Source organism: Mesorhizobium sp. M0968 (genome assembly GCF_040319065.1).
Classification (GTDB): domain Bacteria; phylum Pseudomonadota; class Alphaproteobacteria; order Rhizobiales; family Rhizobiaceae; genus Mesorhizobium.
Map to the genome: position 1 here is coordinate 20,131 of NZ_JAMYNL010000023.1, position 23,797 is coordinate 43,927.

The following is a 23,797-nucleotide window of genomic DNA, read 5'->3' on the forward strand; positions in this document are numbered from 1 at the left end:
TCCGCCGAACATTCGATCATGTCAACTAATTGCCGGACGGGTCGATCTCTATCCAGGCGGGCACATGATCACTCGGCTTTTCCCAGCCTCGCAGGTCAGCGTCCACGCCCGCGTCACGTAACCTGTTCGAAAGTGATGGGCTGACGAGGAGGTGGTCCATCCGCAGGCCGGAACTCCGATCATAACCGCCTCGGTAGGAGAAGTTCCAGTACGTGTAGATGCCTTTCTCCGGATGAATGCAGCGGACGGCATCCATCCAGCCATTGTCTAGCATTTCGGCGTAGGCCTGCCTGCTCTCCGGAAAGTAGACTGCGTCGCCCGTCCAACGTCTCGGCACCACCGCATCGATCGGCGTTGGCACGACGTTGTAGTCGCCGCACAGAACGCTTGTGATCCCCTCCTTGAGCAGTAGCTGGCCGTAGCTGATCAGACGGTCGAACCAGCGGAGCTTGTAGTCGAATTTCGGGCCGGGAGCTGGATTGCCGTTGGGCAGGTAGATGCACCCCACGACGATCCCATCCACCTCTGCCTCGATATACCGGCTGTGAGTATCGTCAGGGTCACCCGGCAGGCCGCGTCGACGCTCCAGGGGCTCCTTTCCCCGTGCGAGTATGGCTACACCGTTGTAGGACTTTTGCCCGTGCCAGATCGCGCCATAACCGGCGTTCCTGACGGCTTCCGCGGGAAATTTCTCGTCCGAAGTCTTCAGTTCTTGAAGGCACACGATGTCATAGTCGGTCTGACCCAGCCACTTGATGAGCAAGGGCAGGCGACCGTTCACGCCGTTGACGTTAAAAGTTGCGATACGGGTCATCCGAAGTTCTCAACTACCTTCGGCGATTTGAGCATGGAAGGCTCAGATGTTGATGCTTGCATCATGCCGCCAAAGGGAGGCCTTGTCAGTCGTCTTTCTAGAATGGCGGTCGAGCGGTTTCAGCGAGCTTTTCCGCGTGCCAGATGGCGCAATGAGCGCAGGAGCTGGTCGTCGGGAGCGTCGTAGGCGAAGTCGCGAGCGGTAGATGCGGCGCGCACAATCCGGCGTTAGGGCGGCCGCAACGCACGGACGGGTGGAGCTTGGGCAGGTCTACTGCTGATTGAGGGCGACCGCCTTGGGTCCAGTGGGTTTAAGTAATGCTGCGAAGGAATCCTATATGGCCGAGCCACAGCTCTCAATTCGTAGCGGCAAGGTGGGCGATCTTGCGAAGGGTTGAACCGAAGCACGGCTCGACCTTGTGGACCACATCGGCCATGGTCTTGTCCGACCGGACCCGCTGCTTGTGCTGGACGGCATCCTTGCCCAGCCCGGCAGTTCGGCCGACTTCGTCGCTCGTCGTGCGAAAGGCGTCGGCAATCGTGCGCGGAGCGAAGAAGCCATTGTCGGAGTACTGGACCAGTGCCATCTCACTGCCTAACCGCAAAATGCCTCATAACCTGAGGAGATATAGCGTCAAGATGGGAGGTCTTTGAGAGAAGAAGCCGACAAGAGGAATAATAAGCCGTGACCATGCGGTGTTTAGCTGGTCTATTCACCGCATACATTGCGGCAAATGATCTTGCATATACGACGATTGAGGCCCATATTCGACGCAAAAAGTGCGGAGAATATGGCGACCTATATCTACGAGCTTGAAAACTGGCCGCAGTTCGAGTGGCGCAGCCAGGACCTTGCCGATCAACTGGCGACGGTGCGCCATCGGCAGGGCCGGCTGCTGGGGCGGATGGAGGCGCTAGGCTTCGAATTGCGTGCCGAGGCGATGCTTCAGACCCTAACGGAGGACGTTCTCAAATCCAGCGAAATTGAGGGTGAAATTCTCGACAAGGAACAGGTGCGGTCGTCCATCGCCCGCCGACTGGGCATGAATATTGGCGCACTGGCGCCGGTCGACCGCGATGTCGAGGGCGTGGTCGAGATGATGCTCGACGCAACTCAGAACTATCAGGCGCTACTTACGGATGAGCGGTTGTTCGCCTGGCATGCGGCCCTGTTTCCGACGGGTCGCAGCGGCATGACGAAGATTATCGTCGGTGCGTGGCGGCATGAAGCCTCTGGTCCGATGCAGGTCGTCTCAGGTCCCATCGGTCGGGAGAAAGTCCACTATGAAGCTCCAGCAGCGGCCCGGCTTGAGCTTGAAATGGCCGCGTTCATCGACTGGTTCAACGGTTACGCGCCGCTTGATCCCGTTCTGAAGGCGGGGGTCGCCCATCTATGGTTCGTCACCATCCATCCCTTCGAGGATGGCAACGGCCGTATCGCCCGCGCGATCGCCGACATGATGTTGGGGCGATCGGAGGGCAGCGCTCAGCGGTTCTATAGCATGTCCGCGCAAATCCGGGCGGAGCGGAAGGACTACTACGCGATCCTCGAACGGACGCAGAAGGGCAGTCTCGACATCACCCCTTGGCTGCAATGGTTTCTAAGCTGCCTCGACCGCGCCTTCAGCGGGGCCGAGGAGATTTTGGCCAATGTGCTGCGAAAGGCCCGTTTTTGGGAGGAGATGGTCCAACGACCTCTAAGCGAACGCCAGCGCAAAGTCGTCAATCGGCTCCTGGACGGCTTCGAAGGCAAGCTCACCTCCTCGAAATGGGCAGTGCTGACCAAGACCTCACCTGACACGGCCTTGCGCGATATCAATGATCTTCTGGCGCAAGGGATACTCGTGAGAGATGAAGCCGGTGGGCGAAGCACGAGCTATTCGCTGGCAGGATTGGATGACGGGCCGGATCGCGCGCCTCGGCGACATCGTTGAAACAGGAGCGCGAGCCGACAGCGCGCGCCAAAGCAAGATTGGCCCGCTCGATTGGTTCGGAGAATGCGTCAATGCCGTTTGTCGCTCGGCACTGGCCAAGTCCATCGGGTTCGGTCGCAAGCTGTCAAGCGCAGCCGCAACACGCCCTGCAAGATCGATTTTGACATCAAGCCATCAAAAGCCATCTTGCTAGCAGGCGAAATACAATGGGTGCCAAGGAGTCCGATATGGCCGAGCCACAACTCTCAGTCCGCAGCGCCAAGGCGCGCGATCTTGCACACCGACTTGCCCGCCGTGAAAACCGCTCGATTGCGGAGGTGGTCGAGCGCGCCCTCGAATCTTACGAGGTCCGCGAGGCCGATCGTGAGCCTGCTTCTGCCTTTTATCCGCGGCTTTCAGCGCAATCCGGCACAGACATCGACCTTGAGGCGGTGATCCGTGAGAGTCGCCGGCCGAATCGAGGCGTCGAGCTTTGATCTTTGTCGATACCAACGTCGTTGCCGAAACGTTGAAAGAACCCCAGACGAGGCATTGCCTGGCTGATCCGATACCATGCCCAACTCGCGCTTCCAACCGATTGCGAAGATAAGACCGGATCAACGTGCCGAACGGCTGGAGGAAGGGTTGGCGACTGGCGCCGGCGTTTCGCAGACCGCATCATCGGTCAGCAGAAGAAAGCTGCGCTGGTCTATGGGGAAATTATGGGTGCTGCTGCTCGCCAGGGACGCGGCGTGTCGGCACCCGATGGCATGATCGCGGCGATCGCTCGAGTAAACGGTGGCCGCCTCGCCACGCGCAATCTGACTGACTTCGAGACGGCAGGACTCGTTCTGACAGCTCCGTGGGAGTTCTGAAGCGTTTTCCTGTCGTCGCTGTTGTTCAAGCCCATCTGCCAGTCACAGACGGGCTGAAAGGCCGTCAAAGCGCAGGCGAGCGATATCAGGTTCGATTTGCATGCCGTCAAAATCCCCTGAAGGTCACTCGAAGCGCCTCAGCGGCAGCCTGACCGTAAGGGTACGGCAACCGACCTGCCTTTCTTCAGGAAAACCATTAGCCTCGCTGGGCTTGCGAGACAGCGAGAGATGCCCGATCTGAAACAGATGGCGGATGTGAAACAATTGAAATTGCTCGGCGTCCTGGCAGCGACGGCGATCGGTCTATATGTCTGTTATCTGCTGGCGTGGCCTTTTTTGCCGGCATTGACCTGGGCGCTCGTCCTGGCAATTATTCTGTCTCCGGCTCACCGGTGGGTTGAGAGACGGGTCGGAAATCGAAACCTGGCAGCGCTGATATCGGTAAGCGTCGCGGCGATCGCCGTCGGCCTGCCGCTGGCGCTCGTCGCACAACAGCTCGTTCGCGAGGCGGTAAACGGAGCGACTTATCTGGAGGAGGTCATCCGCGGTTGGAACGCAGTCGGCTTCATGTCTGGCTATCCCACGCTTTCGGCCATTGCCCAATGGATCGAGAACCAATTCGATCCGGCCGGCTCAGTCGCCGCATTCGTGCAATGGCTGACGGGACAAAGCACATCGCTATTGCGTGGCTCCATCTATCAAGTCGCGATGTTCGGCCTGACATTTTATCTTCTGTTCTATTTTCTGCGCGACCGCCAACATGGCCTGCAAGCCGTCGCGGGCCTTTCGCCCCTGCGCGCTCCGGAGACAGCCTACATCTTGTCTCGCTTTGCGGAGACCGTCCATGCAACACTGCTCGGCACCGTGTTCGTCGCCGCCGTCCAGGGAACATTGGGTGGCCTGATGTTCTGGTGGCTCGGCCTGCCGACGCCAGTCTTTTGGGGCCTTGTCATGGGACTTCTTGCCATCGTGCCCGTGCTCGGGGCGTTTGTGATCTGGGTGCCCGCAGCGGTCTATCTCGCACTGGAGGGAGCTTGGGCCAGCGCAGCGATATTGACCGTCTGGGGCGGCGTCATCGTCGGCGGCATCGACAATCTGCTCTATCCGATGCTTGTCGGGAATCGGTTGCGCCTCCACACGGTGGTGGCCTTTATCGGCGCGGTCGGCGGCATCGTCTTGTTCGGAGCATCCGGCCTTGTCCTCGGACCTGCGGTGATCGCCATCACAATCAGCCTCATCGACGTGCTAAAGACTCGATTGACCGACCGGCCGACGCCGGCGCGCGCTGGTGAGCTACCGCATCAGTCCGTGACGGATTGATCAAGCGCGAAAAGGGCGCTGGTCTTCGAGTGGTAGCGCGAAACCTGAACAGCCTCTGCGCAGACATCTCAATGAAGGCAAGCACATCAGCCAGGCTGCTGTATTGCGGCAAGCTTCCAGTCACCGCCGTTCTGCCGCGTAAAGGTCCACAGTTCGGCCGTCTCCGTCGGCTGATCGGCCTGGCCCTCAACGATCTTGCCGCTGATGCGGTCGCGGGTCACGTCGCGAGACTCATAGCGCAAAGCAGCCGTCGCGTAGTCGCGATCACCCTCCCGCCAACTTTCCGCAATATCGGCCTCCAGCAGGCTGACGTCCGACACCTCGTTCCTGAGCCCCTTTTTGGCATTGTCGGCAAGTTCCTCGGACAGATAGGACACCATCTCGGGTGTCACCAACCGGCGCAATGCAGCATGATCCTCGCGCCCGAATGCCTCCTGAACTTCCGTCAGCCGTTGCTGGAACGTGTCGAGGTCGGTTTGGGTGAGAGTGATCTCATCGGAAGCGTTGGCTTGGCTCGTTCCGCCAAATCCTGACCCGATGCCGGTAATGGAGGAAGTCGGGCCGTTGCTCGGCTCGTGCCGCGCTGCTGCGTTTCGCGCAAAGGTCCCGGTGCCCCGCGAGGCACCAGCCGTAGCGGGCGCTGGGCTTTGCGCCGACTGCAAGCGGAAAAAGCGGATCGCCAGCATGATCGCGCCGCCGAACAGCAGTACTTGGAGCAAAAGACCCAACATGCCGGCCAAGCCGCCGAACCCATGACCCAGAAGAACGCCGATCAAACCGCCGAGAAGCAGCCCACGTATCATCGATCCGCCGAGGCCGTTGAAGAAGCCCGGGCGCTGGAATGCCTGCGGCTGACGGGCCGCATTGTTCGTGGTCGCATTGGGCGACATCGAGCGCTCGACCGGTGCGGCCGGTTGCGGCGCAACTCTGGTCGGCGGGACCGGCTGGAAAGTGCGCATGCCGCGACTGCCGAAGCTGCCGCCACGGCGCGCATCGGCGTGATCCACAGCGACCATGGAAAATGCCAGGAACAACCCCGCAAACAAAACTGCAAACCGTCCCCAACGCGAAATCAGCATAGGCAAGTCCTCAAGTGACACTCTTTCCGCTCATATGGGGTGCGTCGATCGAAATAGCAGTGAATCGTCCGTCGAGATATTTTCGGGCGGCATGGTCGGCCGCCCGCCGGTGTTCACGACGAGAATGTCTGCCCTACCCAAGCGCGATGATCGCTGTTCGACCACGCAGGCTCCCGCACCCGGTCGCGTCAACAGCATCGCTCATGCAAGCCTCTGGTCATCGATGTCCCCGGCGATGATGCCGAGGTCTCCCGGCGAAGACTCGATTGACTTACAGCTTTCCTATGTACTATCAACATATCTGGAAAACCTGCCATACAGGTTTGCCCACTCCTGAACGGGAGATTGCGTGAGCACGGCCGTATCCGCAAAACATTCCGACGCAGCGAGCCTGGTCAGCAATACGATCGGCGAGATCACGCGCCATATCCGCGCGCATGAGCTCGGGCCCGGCGACCGGCTGCCCAGCGAGGCCGCGCTTTCGAGACAATTGAGCGTCTCGCGTACCGTGGTTCGCGAGGCCTTCAGCTCGCTCGCCGCCATGCGGCTTATCGACCTGAGGGCGGGCAGACGGGCTACCGTCGCCGAGCTGGATTATGGCGCCATGTCACTGGTGATCGAGCATGGCGTCCACACCGAGCAGATCACGGTGCAGCAAATCTATGACGTGCGCCGCACGATTGAGACCCGCACCGCCATGCTGGCGGCCTTGCGCAGAACAGCCGACGAAGTGGAAAGGATCAGGACGCACGCGCTCGCCATGCTCGAGAATTTCCAGCGGCCGGAACAGGTCATGGAGCACGATCTCGCCTTTCACCTCGAAATCGCCAAGGCTGCGAAGAATCCGGTTTTCAGCCTCATCGTCGGCGCGTTCGAGCGCGTATCGCGCCAGACCTGGCCGATCGGCTGGCGGACCCGCCCTTCGGATGCCGAGCAGTTGGCGATGATCCAGATCCATATCGACCTCGCCGAAGCAATCGAGACCGGTGATCCCCAGTCGGCACGTGACCTGATGGCGAGGCATTTTGACGAGAGCGTCAAGGCCCTGCTGGCGGCCGGCATCGCCTGAGGAGCAGGGGCGCAATGAAGATCACGAAACTGGAAACGCTGCGGCTCAAGGAGCGGCCGAACCTTCTCTGGGTCCTGGTTCACACGGACGAAGGCCTCGTCGGACTCGGCGAGACCTTTTTCATGGCTGAAACCGTCGAGACCTATCTGCACGAATATGTCGCGCCGTGCGTGATCGGGCGCGACCCCTTGCAGATCGACCTGCTTGCCGCCGACCTTGTCGGCTATCTCGGTTTCCGATCGACGGGCGCGGAAGTCAGGGGCAATTCCGCTTTCGACATCGCGCTTTGGGATCTGTTCGGAAAGGCGACGGGTCAGCCGATCGCACAACTCCTCGGCGGGTTCACCAGGCACGAGATCAGGACCTACAACACCTGTGCCGGAACCGAATACATCAAGAAGGCCACCGGGCAGACGACGGCCAACTACGGGCTCGATAAGCCCGGCGACGCCTATGATGATCTGAACGGCTTCCTTCACCGCGCCGACGAACTGGCGCATTCGTTGTTGGAGGAAGGCATCACGGCCATGAAGATCTGGCCCTTCGACATGGCCGCCGAGAAAACGCGCGGCCAGTATATATCGCAGCCCGACTTGAATTCCGCGCTGGCGCCGTTCGAGAAAATCCGCAATGCGGTCGGCGACAAGATGGACATCATGGTTGAATTCCATTCAATGTGGCAGCTGCTGCCGGCCATGCAGATCGCTCGCGAGCTTGCCCCCCACAAGACCTTCTGGCACGAAGATCCAATCAGGATGGACAGCCTGTCCAGCCTGAAACGCTATGCCGAGGCTTCGCTGGCGCCGATATCGGCTTCGGAAACGCTCGGTTCCCGGTGGGCCTTCCGCGACCTTCTCGAAACCGGAGCGGCCGGTGTCATTATGCTTGATATCAGCTGGTGCGGCGGGCTCTCGGAGGCGCGCAAGATCGCTGCCATGGCTGAAGCATGGCACCTGCCGGTCGCGCCACACGACTGCACCGGTCCAGTGGTGCTCGGCGCATCGACCCACCTGTCGCTGAATGCGCCGAACGCGCTTGTCCAGGAGAGTGTCAGGGCCTTTTACAAGACCTGGTACCGCGATCTTGTGACCGCTTTGCCGCAGGTGAAGAACGGCATGATCACCGTGCCCCCCGGACCGGGCCTCGGCATGGAACTGAACCCGGAGATCGATCGCGCCTTCACGGCGCTTCGACGGGTGAGCGACGCATCTACTCTCTGAAAATGAACCTGAAGCAGCTTTCTACGGAGGAGGAGAATCATGAAGAAGCTACTTATCTCGGCAGCCTTGGCAGCAGTACTGGCTGGTGGCTCGGCAATCGGCTCACGCGCACAGGAGCCGATGAACATCGTCTTCACGCATCATTCGTCGGCGTCGAACCCGTTCTGGCAGGCGGTGAAGAAGGGCTTTGACGACGCCTGCGCCAAGATCCAGGCCAATTGCCAGATGGTCTTCACGCAGACCGAAGGCTCGATCGAGCAACAATCGGGCAACATGCAGGCGGCGCTCGCGGCAAAACCGGACGCGCTGATCACCTCGATCGTCGACAACAATGCCTTCGACCAGATCATCGCCGACGCCCGCGCTGCCGGCGTCACGGTCATCGCGTCCAACGTCGACGACACCGAGGGTGCAGCCGGCAATGCCCGCCAGGCTTTCATCGGCCAAGGCTTCATTCCCGCCGGCTACGAACTCGGCAAGAAGATGTCCGAGTTCTTCCCCAAGGAAGGCAAGATCAGGGCGCTCGTCGGCGTCTCCGCGCCCGGTCAGAACTGGTCGGAACAGCGCGCTGCCGGCGTCATGAAGTTCCTTGAGGAATACAAGGCCGCGAATGCCGGACGCGAAGTGGTCATTGAACGGCTCGACACCGGCACAGATGGCGCCGTCGTCGCCGATCGTGTTGGCGCCTATCTGTCTGCCCACCCGGACACCACGGTGTATTTCGACACCGGCCTTTGGCATGCCTACGTCGCCCAGGTCCTGATCGATCGCGGCATCGAGCCGGGCAAGGTGCTGATGGGCGGCTTCGACATCGTCTCGGAAGTCCTGCAACAGATGGAAGCGGGTTACATCCAGGTCCAGGTCGACCAGCAGCCCTACATGCAGGGCTTCATGCCGGTGATGGAAGCCTATCTCGCCAAGAACGTCGGTCTGCTGCCGGCAGACATCGACACCGGCAAGGGCATCATCGTCAAGGAAGACGTGCCAAAGCTCAAGGAACTGGCCGCACAAGGCGTGCGGTAGGCGCGAAGCCGGCGTCCTCTCCTCGTTCTTACGCGGAGAGGGCAAGGGGAGGGCCAGGCAGCACGGCCTTGGGCGTCGGCTCCGTCCCATCCTCCAACGGCATCTCCCTTGTCGGGGGCGGTAGCAGACAGACTGCGGCCATCCCCTTGCCGATGCGACAAGCCAGCGCAAACAATCCCAAGCCGGAGCGAATGATGAAGCGCTTGATGAAGATTTATCTGGAGAAGCCGGAGCTTGCGGCGGTCGTGTTCCTGCTCCTCCTCCTCCTCGTCTTTCAGATTCGCTCGAACGGCGTATTTCTGAACACACAGAACGTGCGCGGAATGCTTGGGCTGCTGCCTGAAATGGGGCTGGTCGCGATCGGCGTGACCCTGCTGATGATATGCGGCGAGTTTGATCTTTCGGTAGGCTCGGTATTTGCGCTGACCCCGATGACCATGGCGGTGATGCTGGCGGCAGGCGTGCCGTTCGCGCCGGCCTTTGCCGCCGGACTCGCGATCGCCGCCCTGATTGGCTTCTTCAACGGGTTCATTACGATTCGTTTCGCGATACCAAGCTTTATCACCACGCTTGGCATGCTGTTCATCGCGCGTTCGCTGACGGTGGTAATCTCCGGTGGCTTCCCTCCTGTCATCCCGGCCAACGCTCTGCCCAAATGGCTGTTTACGATCTATGTGGGGCCGGGCGACCTCTTTCGCATGTCGTTCTTCTGGTTTCTCGCCGTGGCAATCCTGGTGACGGTGCTTCTGTCGCGCACGAATTTCGGCAACTGGGTGCGCGCCACCGGCGGCTTTCTGCCCGCCGCGCAATCGATGGGCATCCCGACGGCCCGGGTGAAGGTCGCCTGCTTCATGATCTGTTCGGTGCTCGCCGGCTTTGCCGGCACCATTCAGGTGATGCGGCTCGGCGCGCCGCTGCCTTCGATCGGCGAGGGGCTGGAGTTGCAGGCCGTGTCGGCTGCCGTCATCGGTGGCGCCTCGCTGACTGGCGGCATTGGCACCATCTTCGGCGGCATCATCGGGGCTGCCCTGATCCGCGTCATCGACAACGGACTGGTGCTGAGCCAGGTTGACGCCAACTGGTTCAAGATGGCAATCGGCTTCCTGACCATCTTCGCGGTCGTCGTGAACGCCTGGCTTCGAAAGCGGGGCAGGGCAATGAAGGTGGAGACCTGATCATGGCGGCACCCATCATCGCGATCAAGGGACTCCAGAAATGGTATTCCGGCGTCCACGCCTTGAAGAACGTCACGCTGGACATTTATCCAGACGAGGCGCTGGGCCTTGTCGGCGACAACGGCGCCGGCAAATCGACGCTGATCAACATCCTGTCAGGCACCCAAAAGCCCGATGGCGGCGAGATCAGGATCGAAGGTGAACCGGTCCGATTCTCGAACCCGCGCGACGCCATGGATCGCGGCATCGAGACGATCTACCAGTACAATTCGATGGTCCCGACCATGACCATCGCCCGCAACGTTTTCATCGGACGCGAGCCGGTGAAGGGCTCGGTTTTCGGCATCGGCATCCTGGACCAGAAGCGCATGCGTGACGAAAGCGTCAAGGCGATCGCCGACGTCGATCTGCATCTGAGATCGCCCGACGCGCTGGTCGGCGAACTGTCGGGCGGCCAGCGCCAAGGCGTGGCGATCGCCCGGGCCATGCACTTCAAGTCGAAAGTCATGATCCTCGACGAGCCGACCAATCATCTCTCGGTCAAGGAGACGCGAAAGGTGATCGGCTTCGTTCGTGCCCTCAAGGCCCAGAACATCACCAGCGTCTTCATCAGCCACAACATGCATCATGTTTTCGAATGCTGTGACCGGGTCGTGGCGATGGCGCGCGGCGAGATCGTTCTCGACAAGCGGATCGGCGAGACTTCGATCGAGGAAATCCACGAGGTTCTGTGACGCGAAGAAGCGATCACTCGCGAGCCGCTCTGCTGGTAGAGGTCAGTCTGCGCTACGGCTTTTCCGCAAGGATCGCCTCAGCGGTTTTCTCGTCGGTGATCAGCACATCGACGACGCCGAGACGCAACACGGCACGCAGCACCGGAACCTTGTCGAGGCCGCCGGAGGGCAGGATCACAGTGTCGACGTCGCGCAGATGTTCGGGGGCGAGGCCGATGACACGGCTGTTTAGCGGGTGATCGACGAGTTGTCCGTCGGCGCCGATCCAGTGGCCGCAAATATCGCCGACGGCTCCGGCCTTTTGGAGCGATCTGAGATCATCGTCTCCTACCAGTCCGATCCGAAAGATGGTGGCGTCCTTGTGCACCGCGCCAACCGAAACGAAAGCGGCGTCAACGTCGCGGGCATGGGTGAAGGCGTCTTCCAGAATGGACTGGCGCATAAGCAGATCGCGCGTGGCCTCCGTGTCTGTGAACACCGGTGCTGCGATGTAGTAGCATTCCGCGTCGAAAAGCGCCGCGAGCCGCGAGGCGATTTCATAGATGTTGATCGCCGATCCACGCGTGAGCCCGCCGAGCAGGGAAACGACCGACATCCCTCTGACGGGGCGCACGGTCACTGAGCGCAGACTAAGCTGGAGCGTCCGTCCCCATCCCACGCCCACCGATATCCCGTCACGGATTCTATGCGACAGGGCTTCACCGGCAGCGGCTGCGATCACCTGTGGCACCAGGGTAGGATCGGGCGGTGTCGGAACCACGATTGGGTCGGAAACGCCATAGGCGTCCCGCAGCCGATGCTCCAGCTCGATGCAGTTCGCCACCTTGGAATTGATGCGTATCTGAACGATCCCCCGCTGGCGGGCATGCGCCAGCATCCGGTTGACGCGAAGGCGTGTCAGGCCAAGAGACTTGGCGATTTGTGCTTGCGTCAGGTCACCGACATAAGCAAGCCAGGCGGCGCGCACGAGCAGCCCTTCCTCGCGATCGGCCGTGACGGAACTCGTTACGGCTTGGCGGCCGTCGCGTTTCTTTCGCGCTGGTTTCTCCATCAGATCATCCTGTCCACTCCGCGGCAGCGGGTCCAGAGCGGCTCGGCGGAGCCATGTGCTCATCGATATGAGGCATCAATCGAGTTTCCCGGCTCCGCTAGCCTCGATGATAGCGGTCGAAGGACAAAACCAGCGGAGCATCATGGCAAATTGCGTCGATGATGGCGCTCGTCAGCGGCAGGCGATCGTGGGGAAGTACAGCCCGGGCCATCATATTCTTCAAAGTCGGACCAAGGTCCAGCGCCAGTTGCGCGCCCTCGACCGTGTCTGAACTCATGTGTTCGCGCTTCGCCACGGAATAGGGCAGGCCGCGGCCGAGTAGGCGCCCCATGCGACCGTTACGGCCCGCCTGGCAGGTCACATAAAGATCGCCGGAGCCGGCCAGCCCCAGCACTGTTTCGACCTTTCCACCCAGGGCTTCGACCAGAATCGCCATCTCGGCGAGGGACTGCGAGAATAGCGACGAGGCAAGATTGTGCATCAGTGCGCCATTGGGCGCCTTGCCGTCGCGCTCGAGCAGCCCGACGGGAGCTCCAACGGCGAGTGTGTAGAAATTCTTGAAAGCGGCGCAGATCTCGACGCCGACGAGATCGGATGACGATCGCGCATGATAGAAAGGCGCGCGCAGAATGCGGGACGCCGCGGCCACCTGGTCGGGATCATGCCCGGCCACGATCACAGAGGTGTCGCGCTGCGCCGCCAGTTCGCCGGCAATGCAGGGTCCGCCGACGGCCATCATAGGGACCGACAAGCCGGTGCGTTGCTCGATCTCGCGGGCAAGCAGATGTGGCAGGATTTCCACGCCTTCGTCGCTTGATGCAAGCCCTTTCGTAATCATCAGTATCGGCACGGGCGACTTGATGCTTTCTGCAATGCGGTCGATCGCCCAAGGAATGCCGGCCGACGAGACGCCGAGTACAAGCAGATCGGGTCCATCGTTCATGGCCGCAGCGAATTCGGTCCAGGAACAGGCGGTTACCACATCAGGCAGAGCGATGTTGAGGCGTGGGTGATGACTTGTGCTGGCCACCGAGCCGACGATCTCCCCATCGAGATGGGTCCCGACAAGAGTGATGCGGTTACCAGCGTGAGCGGCCGGAAGCGTCATGGCAGAGCCCATGACGCCGGCGCCGAGGATGATGATCCGCGCCATTCAGCTTCTTCCCTTGTCCAGCCGCTCGCCGCTGCCCTGGTCGAACAGATGGATTCGCTCAGGCGCCGGCTCCAGATGGATCACAGCTCCAGGAGAGAGCTCCATGCGGTCATGCAGCACCGAGCAGATTGCGGTGTTGCCCATGCTGGCAAAGATGTGGATTTCGGGGCCAGTCGGCTCGACAACCGTAATCCTCGCCGGAATGCCGCGCCCGTCGGCCACTGGTCGAAGATGTTCGGGGCGAATGCCGTAGATCACCTTTTGGCCGGGCCGGACCGCAGCCCCTGGCGGCAGCGGGAGGGATAGCTCGTCGGTCCGCACCACCCAGGCGTCGCGCTCGGAAGCCACCTCGCCATGGAACATGTTCATTGCGGGCGAGCCGATGAAGGAGGCGACGAAGAGGTTTGCCGGGCGATCGTAGACATCGAGCGGGCGCCCGATCTGCTCGATATGGCCGTCGCGCATAATGACGATGACATCGGCCATGGTCATGGCCTCGATCTGGTCATGCGTGACATAGACGGTGGTGGTCTTCAGCCGCTGGTGGAGCTCCTTGATTTCGGTGCGCATCTGCACCCGCAGCTTGGCATCGAGATTGGACAGCGGTTCGTCGAACAGGAACACAGTTGGGTCCCGCACGATGGCGCGACCCATGGCGACGCGCTGCCGCTGGCCGCCCGAAAGCTGGCGGGGATACCGTTCCAGATAGGGTGTCAGGTTGAGGATCGATGCCGCCCACCCGACCTTCTGTTTGATTTCTTCGTTGGGGCGCTTCTTCAACTGCATGGAAAAGGCCATGTTGTCGAAGACGGTCATGTGCGCGTAAAGCGCGTAATTCTGGAAGACCATCGCGATATTGCGGTCTTTGGGATGGAGCATGTTGACGACCCTGTCGCCTATGGCGATCTCACCGGACGTGATGGGCTCGAGACCGGCTATCATGCGCAACAGAGTGGACTTGCCGCAGCCGGACGGCCCCAGCAGAACGACGAACTGGCCATCCTCGATCGAGAGATCGAGTCCATCGATAATCGAGAGGGCGCCATAGTCCTTCTTTATGTTGCTGATGGTGACAGACGCCATAAATTGCTACCCTTCGATTGCCCTTGCCGGTTGGATCTCATTTTCGCCATGCGAGCGATTGGCGATCGGATGCGCTCTCACCATTCGCTCTCCAGAAACTCTTCCAAGAGTCCCGCATCGGCGGCCAGGTTGACAAAGGACCATCGGCCGCGGATTTCTCGCGAATAGCGAATGGCGTCGTGCCAAAGCGCGCGCGGCAGGTCTAGTTCCGCGCCGGTGACCGGCCCTCCCGCAGCCTTGAGTGCTGCCTCCATGCGGGCGACCGGCATTGCCATCGGCCGAACCTCCTGGCGCAGCGCCGGCCAGATTTCCGCAAGCCTGCGGTTGAAGATTTCCGACTGGCTGGCGTCGAGTGCCGTCTTCTTCATCTCGGCAATGCAAAGTGGTCCAAGTTGCGCGCCATAACGGGCCAGCATCGCCGCCTCGTCGATGGCGGTCGGCTTCACCTGCGGCGGCTTTTCCATGTCCAGCAGCCGCGCTTGCAGCCGCGCCATGACCAGCGAGGCAACCCCCACCTGCTGGCCGTGCGTGGTGCCGGGATGATGGTCTTGCGCGAACATGTCGACCCAATGGGAAATCTGGTGCTCTCCCATGGACCCGGGATGGGAAACGCCGGCAAAGCACACGCCCATCGAGCACAGCGTCAGGACGCGCTGGAGATGCCCGACAGCGGTGACGTCATGCCTGGCAAGGCCAGGCGCATGGGCCAGCATCGGCTCCTCATCGCCCGCCTGCAGCAGGTAGGGCACCTCGGAATAGTAAGTGTCGAACAGCCGATGCGAAGCCCACCAGTCGATCTGGGCCGTGGAGCGGCAGAGGCTGTCGCCAAGCCCGGCGGCGCTGAGCCAGGCGGGCGCTGCGGCCGACACGCCAAGATCCAGGAAGATGCCCCTGGGGGCGTGTGAGGGCAGCGAGATCTTGAGCCCGGAGGCCAAGGTCACCGACGCTGTCGAGGCGCCGTAGCCATTCATCGAGGCGGCCGTGCCGAAGACGGCATAGGGTCGCTCGTCGAGGAAGGTTGCATGCTTGCAGCTGTCATTGAGGACGCCCGACCCGACGGCCACGACCCCTTCGGCGTGACGTGTCTTCTCCCTGACCACCTGGATCGTCGCCTCATCACAGTCGAGGCCGTCAGGCAGCACGATTTCATCGATGTCGGCGATGGCACGCAGCGCCTTCGCGACGCGCCTGCCCATCACATCGACGGTGTTGATATCGGAGACCACGGCGATGCGGCTGCCTAGCTTCAGCGGCGCAACGAGATCCGCCTCGCGGCCTTCCGTCGTCTCCAGCAATTCGATCGTCTGGAACGGCAGGACCGCGGCCGCGCCTGTCTTGGGATCTGTCCAGCGTCCAGCTACAACGTCCTCGATCAACGCGTTCCAGTTGGTCGTTTCAGCCATGATCGGCCTCCATGAAGGCCGCGAGGCGCTGGTTCCAGGCTGCAAGCGTTGGCCAAAGATCGGCATGGATCGCAAGAAGTTCGGCGTAGAGCGCGGCCCGTTTCGTGTCCGGTTCGAAGGTTTTGGCCGGCTCGCTGGCCATTGCCAGCGACGCTTCGGCGATGGTGGAAAACCAGCCCACCCCCTTTGCCGCCGCCATCGCCGCGCCTAGCGAGGAGGCTTCGACGGTCGTCGAACGTTTTACGGGACGGCCCAGTGCATCCGCCAGAATCTGCATCCACAGGTCGGACTTCGCTCCTCCGCCGATGGCTATGAACTGGTCGATAGTCTGGGCGGCAGCCGCAGCCGCCCGCTGACTTGTCGCGGCCTGATGCAGCGCTATGCCTTCCAGCACGGCGCGATAGATGTCGCCGCGGCGGCTCGAGCCCGAAAGCCCGGCAATCACACCACGGGCCGCACTGTCCCAGTGTGGGTCCATGACGCCCTGCCAGTAGGGCAGGAGCATTATGCCGCCTGCGCCGATCGGGCTGGCAGCGGCTTCGGCCTCGAGCGCCTCCAGGGCATCGCTTGCGCCATGCAGATCGACGCCAAGCATCTCGCGCGCCATCCAGTCGACAAGAAAAGTGCCGGCGCGAAGGCACGTCTCGTAGATGTAGCCATTATCGGCGACCGCCGTTTCGGTGCGGAAGGCCTGGTCGTGGACGTAGTCCGTGCCGAAGCTGCCGGAGACGACCGCCGTGCCGAGGTTGATGTAAGCGCATCGCGGCTGCAACACACCAGCGCCCGTGCCGGCGCATTGACCGTCGCCGCCGCCGGCGACGATCGGCGTGCCCTCGCGCAGGCCCGTCGAAATGGCCGCTTCCGAAGTTAGTTGGCCCAGAACGGTGCCGGGCCGCGCCACTTCTGGCATCATGCGCCGGGCGACGCCCGCTGCCTCCAGTATATCGTTCGACCAGTCCATAGCCCGCATATCGAGTATGCCCATCGGGTCGGCGGATGCGGTGGACGTCACCCACCGGCCGCTCAAGCGAAAGACCAGATAGCCGTGGACTTCGGCCATCCGCTCCACCCGGGCAAAAATCTCGGGCTCTTGCTCGCGGAACCAGATCATGCGGTAAAGGCAAGGAATGACGTCCAGCGGCTTGCCGGATATTGCGTGGACGCGTGCCGCGCCGAAACTCTCGCCGAAGCGCCGTGCTTTCCCACGGGCGCGCTCATCGAGCCAGAGCGTTGCCGGCCCGACCGCCTGGCCTTGCTCGTCGAAAAGGCCGAAGCTTTCGCGTTGGTTGGCAATCGCAAGGGCGGCAATGCGTGCCGGCGAAACCGTTGACGTCACGGCGCGCAGCGCTGCGACCGTCGAGGTCCACCACTCGGCCGGATCCTGCTCGAAATAGCCCGAACGCGGGTTGGACATTGCAAGCGGTGCACGACCTTCGGCCACGGCCAGACCATTGCGATCCCAGGCGATCGCCTTGGTTGCCGAGGTCGAGGAATCAATGCCGATGACGAGATCAGGAACCATTGCCGCCACGTTGCCAACGGGCGAGGGCGGTCGAAACCGCCTTCGCCCAAATCACCGACCAGCCGCTAAAGACCGGCATCCTTAACTTTGCCGTCGACAATGCCGGCAATGGCATCCAGGCATGCCTTGGCATCGCCGCCATAGTCTTGGCCCGTAAGCAACTTGCCGAGCTCAACCGGAATGTCGTTGTTCGACAGATCCGCCCAGATCGGCATGTCCGGCTCAGATCCCATCTGATTGTCGATCGTGTATTTGATCGCGTCGAAATGGCGTGTCGTTCCGGGGCCGACAACAGCCTTCGCCTTGACCCGAGGATCTGTAAAAGAGGAATTGCGCATCGGCGAGGCGCCGCCGCCGAGCGTCGATACCCGCGCCATGACATCCTTCGAGCAGACCCACTGCATGAACAGCCATGCCGCTTCCTTGTTCTTGGAATATTGCGACAGCGAAATCATCGAGCCGCCCTGGTGGCCGACGGCCGGGATTTCGTTGAAGCCGCAATCGGCGGCGGCGCGACGACCAGGAACTTCCTTGGGCGCGGGCAGGGCCTCGAACAGGCCTTTGACCTTGGAATCGTTGGCATCGAAGCCGGGGAAATCCTCGCCCCAGGTGATTGCCATGGCGGCTTGTCCCTGTGTCAGGGCCTGTCCTTGGCCGTCCCAGGTCCAAGTCGTCGCCGACGGCGGCGAGTTCTTGACCAGTTCCTGATAGAATTTGAGCCCGGCCACGCCGCGTTCGTCATTGCCGACAAACTTCTTGTCCTTGTTGAAGACAGAACCGCCATGGCCCCACAATGCGAAGGTCCAGTCGCATTCCAGCGAATAGTGGCCGGACTTCGCCTGGCACGCGGTGCCGAAGATGCCGTTGCTTTTTTCTGCCTCTGTGAGCGCCTGCACGGCCTTGAGGTAGGCGTCGAGGTCTGTCGGCAGGGCAATGTTGTGTTTGTCGAAAAGATCCTTGCGGTACATCAGGATGAAGATCGGAATATCGAATGGAATTCCGCACTGTTTGCCGTTGTACATGGCGATGCCGTCGACCAGCGGCTTGGAGAAATCGTCCCAGTCGAAGTTCGGCATCGCCAGTTCTTTGTTCTGGTCGTAATACTCGCGCGGATCGACGACATCCTGGGCAAATGTCGCCATCCAGGACTGGTCGAGATAGTAGACGTCATAGGTGCCAAGCTGGCCCTGTACGTCTTGCGTCGCCTTGGCGAGAACCTGCTCCAGCGGCACGATCTCGACTTCCACCTCAATGCCGGTTGCCTTGGTGAATTCACCCGCGACAAGCTGGTTGGCAACAATCGTTGGCGGCGTCGCTTCCGACGTGTAGCGGATTTTGGTGCCGGCATATGGTTTGCCGACGTCGGCCAGCCACTTCAGCATATCGGCGTCCTGGGCGCGGGCTTCTTCAACCCCGAGGCCCAGCATCCCCCGACTGGTGCGGCCACCACCTAGCATGGCCGATCCGAAGGCGGAAAAGCCGACACCGGCGAGCGCCATCTTCCTCATGAAGTCGCGTTTGGTTATTCGGCGCGCCGTAAAGTCATTGCAGGTATCGGCGACGAATGTCTTCTTGTCGTGTTCACTGAAGCTCATGATCGTTCCTCCATTGCGTTTTTGTCGTCGTTCTTCTCGTCTGTGCCTCACTCCTTCAGCGATCCGAGGGTGAGGCCGCGGACCAGATGCCGTTGAACCAGCAGGATAAAGATGAAGCTGGGTATGATCGCGGACGTGCCGAGCGCTGTGATGTAGCCCCACTCGGTCGCCGTCGAGGTGACAAAGGTCGAGATCTTCACCGGCACAGTGCGGATCGACGTTGTCAGGAAGAGTGAGAGCAGGAACTCGGTCCACGAAAAGATGAAACACAGCACAGCCGTCGCAGCGATGCCGCCCTTGACCATGGGAAGGACCACGCGTCGGAACGTCTGCCAGCGCGTCGCGCCGTCAATAAGCGCCGCCTCATCAACCTCGCGCGGAACATCGTCGAAGAACGACTTCAAAAGCAGAACCGCCAGCGGCAGGTTGATCAAACTGTGAACGAGGACGAGGCCCGTATAGGTATCGCGCAAGCCGAGATCGCGGAACATGAAAACGATCGGAATGACGATCGCGATTGGCGGCATGAAGCGCTGCGAGAGAATCCAGAACAGGAAGGACTGCTGGCCGCTGAACTGCATTCGCGACAGGCAATAGGCGGCCAGGGTGGCCAGCAGCAGCGTCAGCGCCGTCGATCCGACGGCTATGATGGCGCTGTCGAGCAACGACTGGCGGGAATCGTAGGAACTGGCGCCACCCTTGATGACCCCGGCCGCCTCGCCGCCCTGTTCCATGCCGATGTCGACGCGTGAGACGCCAAGCAACGTCACGCGGTAATTGTCCGGCGTCGGTGTGAAACCGGTGTAGACCGGTCCGCTGCGGTCGAAGATCGCCGAATAAGGTTTGATGGACGACAAGGCCCACCACGCGATGGGGAACATGAAGATCGCCACCACCAGGACGGCGAGCACGTCGCGGGCGATCGTTTGGGCGCGCGACGACTCCATCAGAACCTCACCTTGAAGAGCCTGACGAAGAGGTTCGACACGACGATCAAGACGACGAGCACGATCAGCGACAGGGTTGCGGCATAGGGGAAGTCTCCGGTGAAGTAGATACGGCCAGCGTAGAACGAAAGCGTCTCGGTGGCCGTGCCTGGCCCGCCGGCGGTGATGATGTAGACGTAGTCGTAGATGCGAAAGAGATCGACGCCGCGGATCAGCACCGCGACCGCTATCACCTTGCGCAGCATCGGCAATGTGAGGCGCAAGAAGGTCTGGATGCCGTTGGCACCGTCGATCGCGGCGGCCTCGAAAGGTTCCTTCGGCAGCGCCCTGAGCCCTGCCAGGATGATGAGCACCATGAACGGCGTCCATTGCCATATGTCTGCCAGCAGGATCGCCGCCAATGCGGTTCCGGGCTGCGTCAGGATCGGCTGTGCCGGCGAGATCAGGTCGAGGGCATACAGGTAGAACGACAGGACGCCGAAAGAGCCGTCCTGCATCAGCAGGAACATCATTCCGGTCACCGCAGGCGGCACCACCAGCGGCAGTGTCATCAGCGCCCGCAGCACGCCGTAACCTTTGCGATCGGTGTCAAGCAGAAGCGCGATGAGGATGCCGAGCGCAAGCTGAACCGCAAGCGCGACGAAGGTATAGATCAGCGTGGTTTCCAGCGAATGCCACATACGCGCATCCGAGAAGGCGCGCGTCCATTGGTGGAGCCCGGCGAAGTCGAGCTGACGGGAAACGACATTGCGTTTGTGAAACGACAGCCAGACCGAATAGGCGAGGGGATAGATGCCGAACACGAGAAGCATCACCGTGATCGGCGCGAGCCAGGGGAAAGGATGCTCGGCCGTCATGAACCGGGGCAGGGCCCATCTGGGCGCTTCGCGGGTCACGGTCACCGTGCTCACGCGCAAATCTCCGCTCGGTCACACAGACGCATCGGCCTTCTCCCTATCGGCCAGATTGTGCCAACTTGAACTTTTGTAAGTTTGTTGTGCCTTTTGTTAAGAACGTGTCGGACGGCCGCCGAATTGTCAAGTCGGTTCCGTCAGCGCTCCAGGGATTTGCTCGTGGTCCCAGAGGATGCCGTGATCGCCGGGTACCGGGTTGTTTTTGGAGGGAGCGCCGCCAGCAAATGCCGTGCACCAGCCTCAAACGCGCTCAGGGCCGCCGCCAATTTTGGCAGCCCGGAAGGCTACGAAAGCATCGAGGAGATCGGGAGGACAACCCGGGCGCTTTGGAATTCCCCTTAATCCGGCAACAGGATCTGAAGCTTTACGTCCGCCGGCCAGGCTTCGACTGCGCGGTCGAAGGCGGTGATGGAATCTTCGAAGGGGAAGGTCGCCGAAATGAGTGGCTTTAGGTCGACCCGGCCCGACCCCATTAGCGCGATTGCCCGCTCATATTGGTGGGCATATCGGAACACCGTTTCGATGCGAACTTCCTTGGTCGAGGCGGTGGCGACATCGAATGCGATCGGCGCCACCGGCAGGCCGACCACCACTGCCGCGCCACCGGGCCGCGGCAGATCGAGCAGGGTCTCCCATGCCTTGGACGAGCCCGAGCATTCAAACACCACGTCGGCGCCCCAGCCATCGGTCAGGCGCTTTACCTCCGCCGCCAGGTTCTTGTCGCGGACGTTGACCGGGATCACGCCTTGATAGCCGCCGGCGATGTCGAGCTTGGGTTGGGCGAGATCTGCAACAACGGCGCGGGCGCAGCCGCCCGCGAGCGCCGCGATCGCCACCATCGTGCCGATCGGCCCTGCGCCAATCACCACCGCCGTGTCGCCCGGCGCGATCTTTGCTTTGGCAGCCGCCTGCATGCCGACGGCGAAGGGCTCCACCATGGCGCCTTCGGCGAAGCTGACATTGTCGGGCAGTTTGAAAGTGTAGTTGGCGGGGTGGACGACATAGGGCGTCAGCACGCCGTGGATCGGCGGCGTTGCCCAGAACCTGACCGCTGGATCGATGTTGTAGAGGCCGAGCCGGCTCGCCCGCGAATTGAGATCGGGGATACCCGGCTCCATGCAGACGCGGTCGCCGACCTTCAGATGCTCGACGCGTTCCCCCGTTTCGACGACGGTGCCGGCGGCTTCATGGCCCAAGACCATCGGCGCTTCGACCACGAATGGGCCGATGCGGCCATGCGTATAGTAGTGCACGTCGGAGCCGCAGATGCCCACCGTATGGATCTTGATGCGAACTTCGCCCGGGCCGACGGTCTGTGGCAGATCGATGTCACGCAGCTTGAGTTCGTGCTGGCGTTCAAGGACAAGGGCGCGCACGTTCGTCATCGACGTAGTCTCCTCTAAAGCTTATTGTAGGGGCCTTCGTGACCTTACTTGCACTCGGCGCGTTCATCATAGCCGCTCATTCACAGCTTCAAAATCCAGCTCGGAAAACAGGGTTGCCTGATTCCGACTATTCGTACGAACTTCCCGGCCAAAGGACTTTGAAGGCCGGCCATGCCGCTGCCGAATGCCCTCGGCGGAATGAAATAGTCGTTCGCCCCGAGACTCCCCACTCCCCCGCCTCCAAGCCAGCAGGCAGTCGTCAACAGGGGTCCAGCAGGTGCGCGATACCCGACGCTACATGCCATGGAACGCTTGCCCAATCCGCTTCTGGTCGATGCGGCCCACCAGGTGAAATGTCCGCTATCGTTTTTTTGGGCGCCAGAAGTTCCCGGATCGCTTCCCGCCCGTAACGCTGCTGGGCGGCAATGCGCTTCATTAACGTCATTTTCCATTCGAAGCGCTCAGGCCGGAAGCTGCCGTGCGTAAGACGCCAGGTCATCGCCCGCCGCGGATAAGTTTGCAGTTGGACAATATTGGCCAGCCGGGCGATCCCGGCATTTGGCGTTGCTTCGGCGAGTCAATACTGAGCCTGCGCTTACGCGCCATCCTTCTCGACAAGACCAACGGCTGGACCCGATCGAGTGCAAACGGGTTCAGTTGGTGCTGGTTGTGGCGGTGAACCCGCACTGCTTCTGTTCCATATCGATCTGCTTCGTGATGCGGACGGCGTTCTGTGCGTAGGCCTCCGTCACGGAGCCACTATTCACAGTCTTGTCCTTCAGCGGGCTCACGCCTGCGCAGAGGTGGAAAACATGCGGCTCGGTGGATTTCGCGGCTCCGTTTTCGGGCGCGATCCAGTAGACGACATCCTGACCGGCGGGGTGGCTCGCGTCGCGCGTCGCCGCCGCCACGGCGGCGGTGTCCGTCGCGATCGCCTGCGCCTGAGCGGCGACATCGGGCGAACAGGCGGTGGTGGGCTGCCCCGACTTGATCTGGGCTGCGCATGCGTTCATATCCTGGGTGTACTGTTCGACCGACGGGGGTTTGAAACTGATCCCCATCACCGTCGCGAGCACGGCCAGCGCGGCGCCGACGCCGCCGGCAACCTTCTTGGTCCGCGGATCCATGTTTTTGTCGGTGAGGATCAGGAAAACCAGCGGGAGGAAGGCAATCAGTGTGATGATTGCGCCGAGCTGGTTTTGGAAGAAGAACCTGGCTGCGTCGGATGCACGAGCCGGATCGTGCCTGTTGGCCGCCTTCCATAGCAAGTTGCCGGCGATTGCGAAAATCGCGATGCCGACCAGAAGGCCGATGACCAGCGGCAGGTGTCCCTGGTCGAACTTGTTCTGGCGAAGCAGCATAATTCCGTAGATCTCGCCGCCAATGGCGACGATCCACGAGAGTGCGGCGAAAAGGCGAAGACGCGTGGCGGAGGACTTCTGGCCCTGCGTCGCTTGCCAATCCTTGGTAACGTCTGGCTTGTTGTCGGTCATTGACCAGATCCCCTGATATCGACACTTCTG

General features: G+C 61.5%; 21 protein-coding genes and 1 pseudogene. 9 read left to right on the top strand and 13 right to left on the bottom strand.

All coding sequences use genetic code 11. The annotated features are described in order from the left end of the window. Window positions 1-25: 25 nt before the first annotated feature. Window positions 26-814: an exodeoxyribonuclease III gene (gene xth / locus NKH67_RS27200; protein ID WP_353032166.1), complete on the bottom strand. Its 789-nt coding sequence runs from the start codon at window positions 812-814 to the stop codon at window positions 26-28. A gap of 355 nt (window positions 815-1,169) precedes the next feature. Further along, window positions 1,170-1,400 carry a hypothetical protein gene (locus NKH67_RS27205; RefSeq protein WP_502893810.1) on the bottom strand — a complete coding sequence of 77 codons (231 nt, stop codon included), beginning with the start codon at window positions 1,398-1,400 and terminating at the stop codon, window positions 1,170-1,172. Window positions 1,401-1,604: 204 nt separating this feature from the next. Between NKH67_RS27205 and NKH67_RS27210 the strand changes: the two genes are divergently transcribed. The 4 genes and pseudogenes from NKH67_RS27210 to NKH67_RS27225 all read left to right on the top strand — a co-directional run bounded on the left by NKH67_RS27210 (window position 1,605) and on the right by NKH67_RS27225 (window position 4,921). Continuing rightward, entirely contained in the window at window positions 1,605-2,747 is a 1,143-nt protein-coding gene (locus NKH67_RS27210; RefSeq protein WP_353032168.1) for a Fic family protein, read from the top strand. A 227-nt stretch (window positions 2,748-2,974) separates the two neighbouring features. Continuing rightward, the gene (locus NKH67_RS27215) at window positions 2,975-3,223 is read left to right on the top strand and encodes a type II toxin-antitoxin system VapB family antitoxin (protein ID WP_352934703.1); all 249 of its coding nucleotides are present in this window, start codon (window positions 2,975-2,977) and stop codon (window positions 3,221-3,223) included. Then, window positions 3,220-3,601, top strand: a pseudogene (locus NKH67_RS27220) (PIN domain-containing protein). The gene NKH67_RS27215 and the pseudogene NKH67_RS27220 overlap by 4 nt, the downstream one beginning before the upstream one ends. Window positions 3,602-3,829: 228 nt before the next feature. Next, window positions 3,830-4,921: an AI-2E family transporter gene (locus tag NKH67_RS27225; protein WP_353032170.1), complete on the top strand. Its 1,092-nt coding sequence runs from the start codon at window positions 3,830-3,832 to the stop codon at window positions 4,919-4,921. An 86-nt stretch (window positions 4,922-5,007) separates the two neighbouring features. Here NKH67_RS27225 and NKH67_RS27230 read toward each other — a convergent pair whose 3' ends face one another. Continuing rightward, complete coding sequence (locus NKH67_RS27230) at window positions 5,008-5,997, bottom strand: Tim44 domain-containing protein (RefSeq protein ID WP_502893812.1); 990 nt, start codon at window positions 5,995-5,997, stop codon at window positions 5,008-5,010. Window positions 5,998-6,349: 352 nt separating this feature from the next. Here NKH67_RS27230 and NKH67_RS27235 point away from each other — a divergent pair, with 352 nt between their 5' ends. The 5 genes from NKH67_RS27235 to NKH67_RS27255 all read left to right on the top strand — a co-directional run bounded on the left by NKH67_RS27235 (window position 6,350) and on the right by NKH67_RS27255 (window position 11,221). Further along, complete coding sequence (locus NKH67_RS27235; RefSeq protein ID WP_352503247.1) at window positions 6,350-7,069, top strand: FadR/GntR family transcriptional regulator; 720 nt, start codon at window positions 6,350-6,352, stop codon at window positions 7,067-7,069. 14 nt (window positions 7,070-7,083) lie between these two features. Then, window positions 7,084-8,289, top strand: a complete 1,206-nt coding sequence (locus NKH67_RS27240) for a mandelate racemase/muconate lactonizing enzyme family protein (protein ID WP_352503248.1) — start codon at window positions 7,084-7,086, stop codon at window positions 8,287-8,289. A 39-nt stretch (window positions 8,290-8,328) separates the two neighbouring features. Then, complete coding sequence (locus NKH67_RS27245) at window positions 8,329-9,312, top strand: sugar ABC transporter substrate-binding protein (protein ID WP_502893811.1); 984 nt, start codon at window positions 8,329-8,331, stop codon at window positions 9,310-9,312. Between the two features lie 194 nt (window positions 9,313-9,506). Next, entirely contained in the window at window positions 9,507-10,487 is a 981-nt protein-coding gene (locus tag NKH67_RS27250) for an ABC transporter permease (protein ID WP_352503300.1), read from the top strand. Between the two features lie 2 nt (window positions 10,488-10,489). Further along, a complete protein-coding gene (locus tag NKH67_RS27255) occupies window positions 10,490-11,221 on the top strand; it encodes an ATP-binding cassette domain-containing protein (protein ID WP_254819755.1) in 732 nt (243 codons plus the stop codon). Between the two features lie 52 nt (window positions 11,222-11,273). Here NKH67_RS27255 and NKH67_RS27260 read toward each other — a convergent pair whose 3' ends face one another. The 10 genes from NKH67_RS27260 to NKH67_RS27305 all read right to left on the bottom strand — a co-directional run bounded on the left by NKH67_RS27260 (window position 11,274) and on the right by NKH67_RS27305 (window position 23,767). Beyond that, window positions 11,274-12,272, bottom strand: a complete 999-nt coding sequence (locus NKH67_RS27260; protein WP_353032174.1) for a sugar-binding transcriptional regulator — start codon at window positions 12,270-12,272, stop codon at window positions 11,274-11,276. 97 nt (window positions 12,273-12,369) lie between these two features. Continuing rightward, the gene (locus NKH67_RS27265; protein WP_353032176.1) at window positions 12,370-13,425 is read right to left on the bottom strand and encodes a hypothetical protein; all 1,056 of its coding nucleotides are present in this window, start codon (window positions 13,423-13,425) and stop codon (window positions 12,370-12,372) included. After that, window positions 13,426-14,508, bottom strand: a complete 1,083-nt coding sequence (locus NKH67_RS27270; protein ID WP_352831915.1) for an ABC transporter ATP-binding protein — start codon at window positions 14,506-14,508, stop codon at window positions 13,426-13,428. A 77-nt stretch (window positions 14,509-14,585) separates the two neighbouring features. Continuing rightward, window positions 14,586-15,911 (bottom strand): iron-containing alcohol dehydrogenase, encoded by a 1,326-nt coding sequence (locus tag NKH67_RS27275; RefSeq protein WP_353032178.1) that lies wholly within the window; start codon window positions 15,909-15,911, stop codon window positions 14,586-14,588. Beyond that, window positions 15,904-17,433: a xylulokinase gene (locus NKH67_RS27280; protein ID WP_353032180.1), complete on the bottom strand. Its 1,530-nt coding sequence runs from the start codon at window positions 17,431-17,433 to the stop codon at window positions 15,904-15,906. Before NKH67_RS27280 ends, NKH67_RS27275 begins: the two co-directional genes overlap by 8 nt. 65 nt (window positions 17,434-17,498) lie before the next feature. Further along, window positions 17,499-19,028: an ABC transporter substrate-binding protein gene (locus NKH67_RS27285; protein WP_353032182.1), complete on the bottom strand. Its 1,530-nt coding sequence runs from the start codon at window positions 19,026-19,028 to the stop codon at window positions 17,499-17,501. 47 nt (window positions 19,029-19,075) lie between these two features. Next, entirely contained in the window at window positions 19,076-19,975 is a 900-nt protein-coding gene (locus NKH67_RS27290; protein WP_352620264.1) for a carbohydrate ABC transporter permease, read from the bottom strand. After that, a complete protein-coding gene (locus NKH67_RS27295) occupies window positions 19,975-20,886 on the bottom strand; it encodes a carbohydrate ABC transporter permease (protein WP_352684021.1) in 912 nt (303 codons plus the stop codon). The genes NKH67_RS27290 and NKH67_RS27295 overlap by 1 nt, the downstream gene beginning before the upstream one ends. A gap of 341 nt (window positions 20,887-21,227) precedes the next feature. Continuing rightward, window positions 21,228-22,274 carry an NAD(P)-dependent alcohol dehydrogenase gene (locus NKH67_RS27300; RefSeq protein WP_353032184.1) on the bottom strand — a complete coding sequence of 349 codons (1,047 nt, stop codon included), beginning with the start codon at window positions 22,272-22,274 and terminating at the stop codon, window positions 21,228-21,230. Between the two features lie 653 nt (window positions 22,275-22,927). Beyond that, the gene (locus NKH67_RS27305) at window positions 22,928-23,767 is read right to left on the bottom strand and encodes a succinate dehydrogenase/fumarate reductase transmembrane subunit (protein ID WP_023678783.1); all 840 of its coding nucleotides are present in this window, start codon (window positions 23,765-23,767) and stop codon (window positions 22,928-22,930) included. Window positions 23,768-23,797: the final 30 nt, after the last annotated feature.